The organism is Tahibacter aquaticus (genome assembly GCF_004363655.1).
In the GTDB taxonomy this organism is placed as follows: domain Bacteria; phylum Pseudomonadota; class Gammaproteobacteria; order Xanthomonadales; family Rhodanobacteraceae; genus Tahibacter; species Tahibacter aquaticus.
This window is the reverse complement of record NZ_SNZH01000040.1, coordinates 1,244-9,890: the sequence shown is the minus strand read 5'-3', so window position 1 is coordinate 9,890 and position 8,647 is coordinate 1,244. Positions and strand designations below refer to the sequence as shown.

General features: G+C 57.9%; 11 protein-coding genes and 2 pseudogenes. 7 read left to right on the top strand and 6 right to left on the bottom strand.

Translation table 11 applies throughout. The features are described from left to right. Positions 1–162 (top strand): transposase domain-containing protein (locus DFR29_RS28500; RefSeq protein WP_133819445.1); only part of this gene is annotated, 162 nt, incomplete at its 5' end. 333 nt (positions 163–495) lie between these two features. On the opposite strand, the gene DFR29_RS28495 is transcribed toward DFR29_RS28500, so the two are convergent. From DFR29_RS28495 to DFR29_RS28485, 3 genes are read right to left on the bottom strand one after another with little or no spacing between them, the layout of a single operon-like run. Then, the gene (locus tag DFR29_RS28495; RefSeq protein WP_133822036.1) at positions 496–1,026 is read right to left on the bottom strand and encodes a hypothetical protein; all 531 of its coding nucleotides are present in this window, start codon (positions 1,024–1,026) and stop codon (positions 496–498) included. 7 nt (positions 1,027–1,033) lie between these two features. Next, positions 1,034–1,666: a hypothetical protein gene (locus DFR29_RS28490; RefSeq protein WP_133822035.1), complete on the bottom strand. Its 633-nt coding sequence runs from the start codon at positions 1,664–1,666 to the stop codon at positions 1,034–1,036. A gap of 10 nt (positions 1,667–1,676) precedes the next feature. Continuing rightward, on the bottom strand, positions 1,677–3,323 hold the full coding sequence (locus tag DFR29_RS28485) for an RHS repeat domain-containing protein (protein ID WP_133822034.1): 1,647 nt from the start codon (positions 3,321–3,323) through the stop codon (positions 1,677–1,679). A gap of 270 nt (positions 3,324–3,593) precedes the next feature. On the opposite strand from DFR29_RS28485, the gene DFR29_RS30435 reads away from it, so the two are divergent. The 3 genes from DFR29_RS30435 to DFR29_RS28470 all read left to right on the top strand — a co-directional run bounded on the left by DFR29_RS30435 (position 3,594) and on the right by DFR29_RS28470 (position 5,939). Further along, positions 3,594–3,962: a transposase gene (locus DFR29_RS30435; protein ID WP_341829871.1), complete on the top strand. Its 369-nt coding sequence runs from the start codon at positions 3,594–3,596 to the stop codon at positions 3,960–3,962. 525 nt (positions 3,963–4,487) lie between these two features. Next, positions 4,488–5,102 (top strand): DUF4304 domain-containing protein, encoded by a 615-nt coding sequence (locus tag DFR29_RS28475; protein ID WP_133822033.1) that lies wholly within the window; start codon positions 4,488–4,490, stop codon positions 5,100–5,102. Positions 5,103–5,321: 219 nt separating this feature from the next. Further along, positions 5,322–5,939, top strand: a complete 618-nt coding sequence (locus tag DFR29_RS28470; RefSeq protein ID WP_133822032.1) for a hypothetical protein — start codon at positions 5,322–5,324, stop codon at positions 5,937–5,939. Here the strand turns inward: DFR29_RS28470 and DFR29_RS28465 are convergent. Both DFR29_RS28465 and DFR29_RS28460 read right to left on the bottom strand, forming a co-directional pair. Continuing rightward, complete coding sequence (locus DFR29_RS28465) at positions 5,913–6,245, bottom strand: DUF6572 domain-containing protein (protein ID WP_133822031.1); 333 nt, start codon at positions 6,243–6,245, stop codon at positions 5,913–5,915. The two genes, DFR29_RS28470 and DFR29_RS28465, sit on opposite strands and share 27 nt — an antisense overlap. A 146-nt stretch (positions 6,246–6,391) precedes the next feature. Next, on the bottom strand, positions 6,392–6,988 hold the full coding sequence (locus DFR29_RS28460) for a DUF416 family protein (RefSeq protein WP_133822030.1): 597 nt from the start codon (positions 6,986–6,988) through the stop codon (positions 6,392–6,394). 108 nt (positions 6,989–7,096) lie between these two features. Between DFR29_RS28460 and DFR29_RS28455 the strand changes: the two genes are divergently transcribed. After that, the gene (locus tag DFR29_RS28455; protein ID WP_133822029.1) at positions 7,097–7,402 is read left to right on the top strand and encodes a hypothetical protein; all 306 of its coding nucleotides are present in this window, start codon (positions 7,097–7,099) and stop codon (positions 7,400–7,402) included. A 164-nt stretch (positions 7,403–7,566) separates the two neighbouring features. Here the strand turns inward: DFR29_RS28455 and DFR29_RS28450 are convergent, their stop codons facing one another. Then, a complete protein-coding gene (locus DFR29_RS28450) occupies positions 7,567–7,845 on the bottom strand; it encodes a hypothetical protein (RefSeq protein WP_208113771.1) in 279 nt (92 codons plus the stop codon). Positions 7,846–7,960: 115 nt separating this feature from the next. Here DFR29_RS28450 and DFR29_RS30430 point away from each other — a divergent pair. Both DFR29_RS30430 and DFR29_RS30425 read left to right on the top strand, forming a co-directional pair. Next, positions 7,961–8,266, top strand: a pseudogene (locus DFR29_RS30430) (transposase); the annotation flags it as partial. 81 nt (positions 8,267–8,347) lie between these two features. Next, a pseudogene (locus DFR29_RS30425) lies at positions 8,348–8,647 on the top strand (transposase); the annotation flags it as partial.

Genomic DNA, 8,647 nt, shown 5'->3' with positions numbered 1-8,647 from the left:
TCCAAAGCCGCCGGCGAGCGTGCCGCCGCGATCATGAGCCTGATCGCCACCGCCAGGCAGAACGGCTATGAGCCTTACGCGTACCTCAAAGATGTATTGACCCGCCTGCCGACACATCCTGATCGCCGCATCGCCGAACTCCTGCCGCATCGCTGGCGCTGACTATCGCGGCTGGTGGGGCTGTGGAGAAGGTGGTTGTGCCGGACGCTTACGCTCCTTCGATCGACACCGCCACGAGACCGTCTTTCCCCGCAAGTAGCCCCAGACATTGTCGGGCCGCCCACTGGTAGTGGAACTGGTCACCACTTCTAGAAGGACCTACAGAACCTAACTTCGCCATATGATCTGGCACTCCCCACGCTTGCCTTCTAGGAAGCATATAGGCTCGGTGCCGGCGTACCGCCTTACGTCAATACGCCAATGTCCAGCGTCACAACGTTATAGCGCTGTGACGCTGCAATAGTACACCGCCCCCTCACAGAAGCTCGACCACAGCTACTTTTTCGGCCGTTTTCGTTCAGGGCTAACTCCAAAGCCAAGCGAGTCCAGCGCATAGAGCTCAAGAAGCCGGCCAGTCGGCAGCTGGTAGTGTATGAGGCGCAGGCCGTGATTATCGGAGTATACCGATGAGGTATCAAAACCGATCTTGCTGTCGCAACTAGGCACAACCCCGGAAAAAATGAGGTGAGTATCATGGGTGGCAGGGCTTCGTTTCATTGTGGAATAACTGCGAATTACGCAGTACAGCCTTCCGCCATATGACCAAGAAGACTGTTGAATTCCTTTGCGAGGAACAGCAAAGCTGATCGATGCAGTTGTGAAGCAATTGAACTCGCTTTCTTTGTCGCAGAAATTTGCCGCACCCCCCTCTTCTTCCATGACAAGTCGCGGGGGATCAGCCAACAGCGCGGCACCAGCTCCACTCGTGGTATCAATGAATGAATAGTCGACCGTTCCGCCGTCGTCACCAGCAGCGGAAATTGAGAAGATGACTATGAGGACCAGCCCGATTGCCGCCCGTTTCATCAATGTACTATGGCTTGACATAACTAACGACGTCAAAACTTTGAACCAGTGATTCAATTTCTATCTCTGGGTTAGCCAAGCGCAACGCGACGACAGTAAGAACGATGCCAGTGCCGTGGTCCCGCCCGTTCTTGAGCTTATCGAGCCACGCAGGTTTCTGCTGGGGGCCGACATCAATCGAGCGCCAGAAATACGCCAGCAACGTTGTGTCCACAGAGCTTCCTACGACCTCTGCATCGCCGCAAAAGGCCAATTGAAGCTCGCGAGCTGCATTGCCAATGATGTAGCTCCTAATTTCTTGCTCCAAGCTCATGCCGAAGCCAATCGACTTTCTGTCGGCCCCACCGGACTTCTTCCAAGCAGCCTTTCCAGCATTCCTTAGGAGCGACGCAACACGCACATCCAGCCGCCGAATGAATTCGTCAACGGCGGTCTCGGTAAGCGAAGTTCCTGAAAATTTTCTTGGATTCTCGTCTATCGAAAATTGAATCTCCATCGGAAGGCCGCCGCGTACACAGAATTCCGTTCTGTTTGCCACTTCTTCTTCATTTTCGAGAGCGGGAGTAGTGCCTTGGCCACTGATCGCGCAATCAGAATTTGCAGCAAACGAAAGAATCAAGCTATATAGAAAAATACTCATGTCGTCTACCTCAGGGATATGTGGTCTTTATTGTCACGCCTGGGACAACTTGGCCTGGAAAGTTCTGTGATGGGGGTGCAATTCTCGCGCCTATGCGAACGCCAAGTGGCTTGGCATAGGCAGGGTTAGCGTATCGAAGATTGCCGTCGCCTGTGGCTACATACAGGGTCCGCGGGGGAATACGCAGTTGATGAGCGACGATGACTGTCCAGTCTTTCGGACTGAACATGTGGTTCGAGTCCCAGTGAGTATGCCCGCTACTGTCGAACACTAGGGACGGTAGCTTCCCCGGCAATGCCACCTCTGGCACGCCGGCAGAGCTTACGCGCGGGAAAGTAAATGTGAATGCCTTGTCAGAGAGTTGATAAACATTCCAGCCCGACTCCCTTCGAGCAGCAATAGACGCCCCCAAATACCGTTCGCCGGCGGCCGCATGCGCCGCGTGCGGCGTCGCTTCGCAATTGCTACTGCAGAATGGCTGGCCAGCATTGGCTGATTCGTTCAAAAGGAACTGGTCAGCGGCCGCAGCATTCGGCGGGGCTGGAGCAGTTGCTCCTCCTGAGCCGACGGTTACTTTGGTTTGTTCGCCAGATTCATCTTTGCCGGGCCGGTCTTGTGGAAGCGCGGAAGCTGTTCCAATCGATCCCTTGTCCGCAATCGGCGCTGAGCCCGCACTGACTGCATCGGCTTGTACAACATATCCGCTACTCATCCCCGCCGCTGCCACCTGCAACTCCGCCATGCCTCCGGGCGTAGGATTGACGAGTGTGACGGAGGCGCCGGTATTCACTCCCGCAATATGACTGCCCGTCATGGTCGCCGCCTTGGTGGCTTTAACCTCTTGGTCACCGACACAGCCCGCGCGCCCCGCGCCCGCGCACTCTTCACTGGCTTTCGCATAGCCGCTGGGGTCGGTGCCGCTTAGCGGGTTGTTCTGGAGGTAGCTGTAGGGATTCAGCGCTTGGCTGCCCGGGTTTTCGATGATGGGGTCGACGCCCAGGAATCGGCCGAGGTTCTGATCGTAGAGGCGGCCGTTCATATGGATCAGCCAGACCTCGTCGGCCTGGGTGTGGCCAGTGAAGCCGTGGTTGGTGGCCACGAGGTTGGCCTGGCCGTTGGGGCGGTCGCTGAAGTCGGCGTTTCGGGCCTTGCCGAAGGCGTCGAACTGGCGGCGTTCGCTTAAGGCTCCGGACGTGTTGGTTACCGCAATGGTTGAGCCCAGGCGGTCGCGTAGCAGGTAGCTGACGGTGTCGGTGGAACCGCTGCGCGAGACAGTGACGGGGCCGAGCTCATGGCGGTGGACGGTGCTGCCGCCGATGATCTTCTCGTAGCCGCGGGGGCCGTAGCGCGTGGTCGCGCCACCGATGACGGTTTCGGCGTAGCGCATGCCGTTGCTGTCGTAGGCGTAGCTCATGCTGCCGTCGCCGCCCTCAGGTGTGACAGCGACAGTTTGCCGGCTACCGGTGTTCGATGGTGCGCTGTCGATCGCAGACCCGAGTTGGAAGCCGTTGCGGAAGATCAGGTCGTTGCCCGGCACACCGACGGAGCCGCTGGCGCTTCGCATGACACTGCGCGGCTTGTTATCGACGTCGAAGCTGATGGTCAGCGCCGAGCCGCTGATGACATTGCCGTTGGCATCGCAGCCGTAGCTGACCACGCCGCCGGGCCGTTGCACGCTGCTGGCGGCATGCGGTCCGCAGCCGTTGCCGCCGTAGCTGTAGGCGTTGGCGCTGTTGCTGCTGAAGTCGCTCTTCTTGCGCAGGTTGCCGGCCGCGTCGTAGTCAACGCTGACCCCACCGCCGCTGGACAGGCTGGTGCCAATTAACGGGGTCAGGTTAACTTCCAGGAGCCACGGATCAGAGGTTTCCGACTCAAGAATCGGCGCTCGCCGCTGCAGCTTGTCGGAGCTCTCGGCGAGACTTCACGTATGGCCCGCCTACCCCGACTAGACTTAGCCTGCGTAGCCCAGCATGTCGTTCAGCGCGGCAACAACCGCCTCCCGTGTTTCCTTGATGACTGCGACCGCCGGCGCTATTTACAGAATCTCCATGAAGCCCTGCTCGACACCGACGTCAAACTGCATGCTTGTGTATTGATGAGCAACCATGTGCATCTGCTGGCGACACCGCCAGCCGTAGGCGCCATACCCCGCCTGATGCAGAAACTCGGACGCCAGTATGTCGGAGCGTCAATGCGAGACATCGACGTTCCGGAACGTTGTGGGAAGGCCGCTACAAGTCTTGTCTGGTCGAAAGTGAAAGCTACCTGCTTCGTTGCAGCCGCTATATCGACTTGAACCCCGTTAGAGCCCGAATGATCGCCGATCCCATCGCATTTCCATGGTCCAGCTGCGCCGCGCTCTGCGGCGAACGCGAAGATCCGTTGCTGTCGCCCCACCCCACATACTCGGCACTGGGAACGACACCTCAAGAACGCGCACTGGCATACCGGTCCTTGCTTGCCGAGGCCCTTTCAGAGGATGCCGTCCAGGCCATCCGCAGCTACCTGCAACAGCAACGCGCGTTGGGACTGGACGACTTCCGCGCCATGGTCCAGGCTAAGACGAGTCGTTTCGCCGGCATACGCCCCGCACATAGACCCTCGTCGGCAACTAACCGCGATAAGTTAACCTGGCCCCGTTTTCCACGGCTCCCGTTCGTCAGGCGCTTGCGCGTGACATCAAGATGCTACGGTCAGGTCAAGTTGACGCGGTCCAATGGCACTTCTCTCCGAGTCCAACAACAGGGCTTGGTGGACCGAATGGCCCACTTCGGGCAAAGCTCGATAAATTTGGAATCCCCATTGTGGAATGAGCTGAAAGATGAACTTCGTTGAACTACAACAAGCCGCAGATTCGGCGATGAGTGAAGCCCTGACCAGTGCAGGCTTTCGGCGCACAGCAGCCGGAACTTGGAATCGTCGTAGGGACGATGAACTGAACGTCATTCAGCTTCAGGATCACAGCACCGAAAAAAGCTTCTGCGTGAATCTCGGAATCCACTACACCTTTTTGCCACAGGCAGGCACCGAAGCGCGGCTTGATGGCGATCAGATCGAGGTTCCCGATTGCGAATTGAAGCTTCGTCTAACGGATCAAGCTGCGGTCAAAGATCAGTGGTGGCCGATTGCTGCCTCAAGCGTCGATCAAGTTGCCGATCTTGTGTGCAGCCGAGGCTTGCCGATCTTCGATTCGTATCGGCTCGACGGACCGATTGCCGGGATGGATGGCAAAAGCATTGAAAGCGGGAATCCCGGTCTCTTGGCCTCGATAACGAAGGTCAGAGCTTGCCTTCTCCTTGCTCGTATGCACGAGCGTTGGGGGAACCGTGACAAGAGCATTGAGACTGCCACAATCGGGGTGAAGCTCGCTGGGATGGCGGTTGGCCCAAAGAAGGCGCTCAAGGACATCTTGAAGCGTTTAGGGCAACCGGCTTGATACCGCACCGAAAACGGCGGCGGAAAAGCGTTGGCGCGGTCAGTTCGACCGCGCTTTTGGAAAGAGACGCCTGCCCCCTAACGGCGTTAGGCGGAAACTGCCGCGGGAATCACGCGGCGGACAACGGGCCGCCGAAAGAACGGGGTCAGATTAACTTACTGCACGACTGCAGTAAGTTAATCTGACCCCGTTATCCCTGCAAGTTGACTACTGGCCCTGATGACTTTGCTTAAGAAGATCGAGGGATCTCTTGTGCCGCTTCTGGGAGCCGAGGGCTTCAAAAAGCGGTCGGGAGAAGTCTTCACCGTCGAGCTGGCGGAAGGGTTCGTTGGTTGGCTTGGCTTGAACCGAGCCAAACACCCTCGAGGACTTGAGCTGAATCCGGTTGTCGGCGTCAGATGCCAGGAGCTTGAAGGCTTGCTCTCAACGCTCTTGAGGGAGCGGCCGCACAAGTATGTTCCGCCGACCCTGTCGATCTCACTCGGATACTTGATGCCAGAGCAGCAATATCGATGTTGGGTGCTTCAAGAGGACGCGGTTATCAGTTCTGTCGCTGACATGGTGGCGGCCATCGTGCGCTATGGGGTTCCGTTTATGGAGTCAGCCTGCAGTCTGAGCAAGATTGGTGAATTGCTTGAGTCCCCGCGATTCAGTAGTGCCGAGAATGCGATGTATCGACGCCCATTGATCAAGTGGCTTATGGGCGATCGAGAAGGTGCCCTTGAGGTCTGCGCTTCTTCTGCTCGACAGTTTGACGAGAGGTCCGATCTGGCGGCCGAGCACTTCATGCAGTTTGCGCGAGGTCTTGAGTCATTGGGAAATCAGATTGACGCATAGCCGAACGCCATGCTGAAGCAGCAGTGCTTGTGCTTGCGTGACGATTCGATCTGTATTCGGTGGTAGCGCTGCCGCGCTGTCGATCTGGATTCTTGTTGGCTTCCCCTTGCTTTGAGGGAAGTGCTCGGCCAAGCCGCCATCGATCACGAAATTGAGGTAGTTGTTTATCTTCTGAAGAAGAAGGGCCTGCTCTTCTTCTGAGCCATCCCAGTCATCCATTGCGGAAATGATCAAGACGTACTCTTGGCTTGCTGCGTCGAGAGTTACGAGATCGAGCTTCTCGGGGCTCTTGAGGTTGGTCTGCATGCTTGGTTGGGCCCGAGTGAGTGAACGCAAAGAACGGGGTCAGGTTAACTTACTGCACGACTGCAGTAAGTTAACCTGACCCCGTTATCTGGTCGCGCGGTAGCCGACCCAGAAGCAACAACGCCCGCACAGGGCGGGAGTCGATCTCACACCAGAGAAGCAGCTTCTTGCTCAGTCAATAGCTCATCCACGAACGCCTGTCGCCGTACTTCATCAACCGAATCAGAACGTAGCAACGACAGGTCACTTCGCTGGCGTGCAAGCTCGCGCTGCACGAAGCCATGCGACTTGATCGCCTCTTCTGTGTTCGGCAATCCCGGTTGAACAGCCAGGACTCGTATCGCCGCCTGATCGGCTGCCTCGTAGGCACGCCGCGCTGCCCAAGCCGCTTCCTGCGGCTTCGGCGTGAGCAAGCAACGAATCGCATACGCCAAGGAAGATAGCGCGTCATCAGCCAGAGCATGGCCGATCACCCAATCGTCACTTTCCTCGGGCAGCAAGTTCATCACTTCGTCGAGTCTTGCCGACCATGTGGCACGATCAATCGCCGCAGCTTGAAGGTCGGTCCACAACTGAACAGTAATTTCGCGCGGACGTTGGGCACTGCCAGCATCCGACTCACGAGCAAGGCGCTCGAAATTGACGAGCTGCCTCGTCGCAGCTGCCGCAGCGAACGCGATCCGCGCCCGACTTGATAGCACCCCGAGTTCGCCGGTCAACGCGTTTTCGTCAAAGCTGTACATGCGAACTACCTTCGAAAGAACGGGGTCAGGTTAACTTACTGCACGACTGCAGTAAGTTAACCGACCCCGTTATCCTTTACCAAAGCCCTTGGACATTGAGGTTTTGAAATGCACGATCAAGAGCTAGTCGATGAATTGGTGGCCAGTGGACATGTTGGTGAGCAACAGGTAATGCTGTGGCGCGATGTGGCTGGGTTGATGGCGGTGTTCGATGCGATCGGACGGGACGGGGTGAGCGCAGTGGTGAAGATTGACGGTGCTCGACCTGATGCGGCCATGTATACCGTTGTGGTTTCTGGGCCTCGTCTTGGTGAGGCATTCTTTCGCCAAGACGGCAGCGACCTTCCAGCGCTGCTCAGCGCAGCCATAGCGTTCTACAGGGCTGCTGCTTGGTCAGGGCCTCACACTGGTTGATCAACGCTTGGCTCTTCCCGCGAGATCGACGCCCGCCTTGTGCTGGGCGTTGCTGTTGCCAGGCTGCTAGCGCGCAGCCTCCAAGACTCAAGGGATCAAGGGATCAAGGGATCAAGGGATCAAGCAAGGGGGTTCAGATTCGGGGTCATGGTTCAGATTCGGGGTCAAGTCTTGCTTCTTGCCCCCTGCGCCTTCTTCCCTTTGTCCTCCGGCGGTGTGATGAACCTGATGGGCCGCTTGGGCGGATCGGGTGGCGTCATGAGATCGCGGATGGCGTCGAAGACCTGCTTGAGCTGATTGCGGGTGTTGCGGCTGAAGGCATCGTGCTGCAGGGCCAGCGCTTCGGTCTTCTCTTCGAGTTCGTTCAGCCGCTTGGCCAGGTCGCCATGCGTGATGGCCAACTCGCGCACGCGAACGAAGGTGCGCATGATCTCGATGTTCACGACGACCAATTAACGGGGTCAGGTTAACTTCCAGGAGCCACGGATCAGAGGTTTCCGACTCAAGAATCGGCGCTCGCCGCTGCAGCTTGTCGGAGCTCTCGGCGAGACTTCACGTATGGCCCGCCTACCCCGACTAGACTTAGCCTGCGTAGCCCAGCATGTCGTTCAGCGCGGCAACAACCGCCTCCCTTGTTTCCTTGATGACTGCGACCGCCGGCGCTATTTCCAGAACCTCCATGAAGCCCTGCTCGACACCGACGTCAAACTGCATGCTTATGTATTGATGAGCAACCATGTGCATCTGCTGGCGACACCGCCAGCCGTAGGCGCCATACCCCGCCTGATGCAGAAACTCGGACGCCAGTATGTCGGAGCGTTCAATGCGAGACATCGACGTTCCGGAACGTTGTGGGAAGGCCGCTACAAGTCTTGTCTGGTCGAAAGTGAAAGCTACCTGCTTCGTTGCAGCCGCTATATCGACTTGAACCCCGTTAGAGCCCGAATGATCGCCGATCCCATCGCATTTCCATGGTCCAGCTGCGCCGCGCTCTGCGGCGAACGCGAAGATCCGTTGCTGTCGCCCCACCCCACATACTCGGCACTGGGAACGACACCTCAAGAACGCGCACTGGCATACCGGTCCTTGCTTGCCGAGGCCCTTTCAGAGGATGCCGTCCAGGCCATCCGCAGCTACCTGCAACAGCAACGCGCGTTGGGACTGGACGACTTCCGCGCCATGGTCCAGGCTAAGACGAGTCGTTTCGCCGGCATACGCCCCGCACATAGACCCTCGTCGGCAACC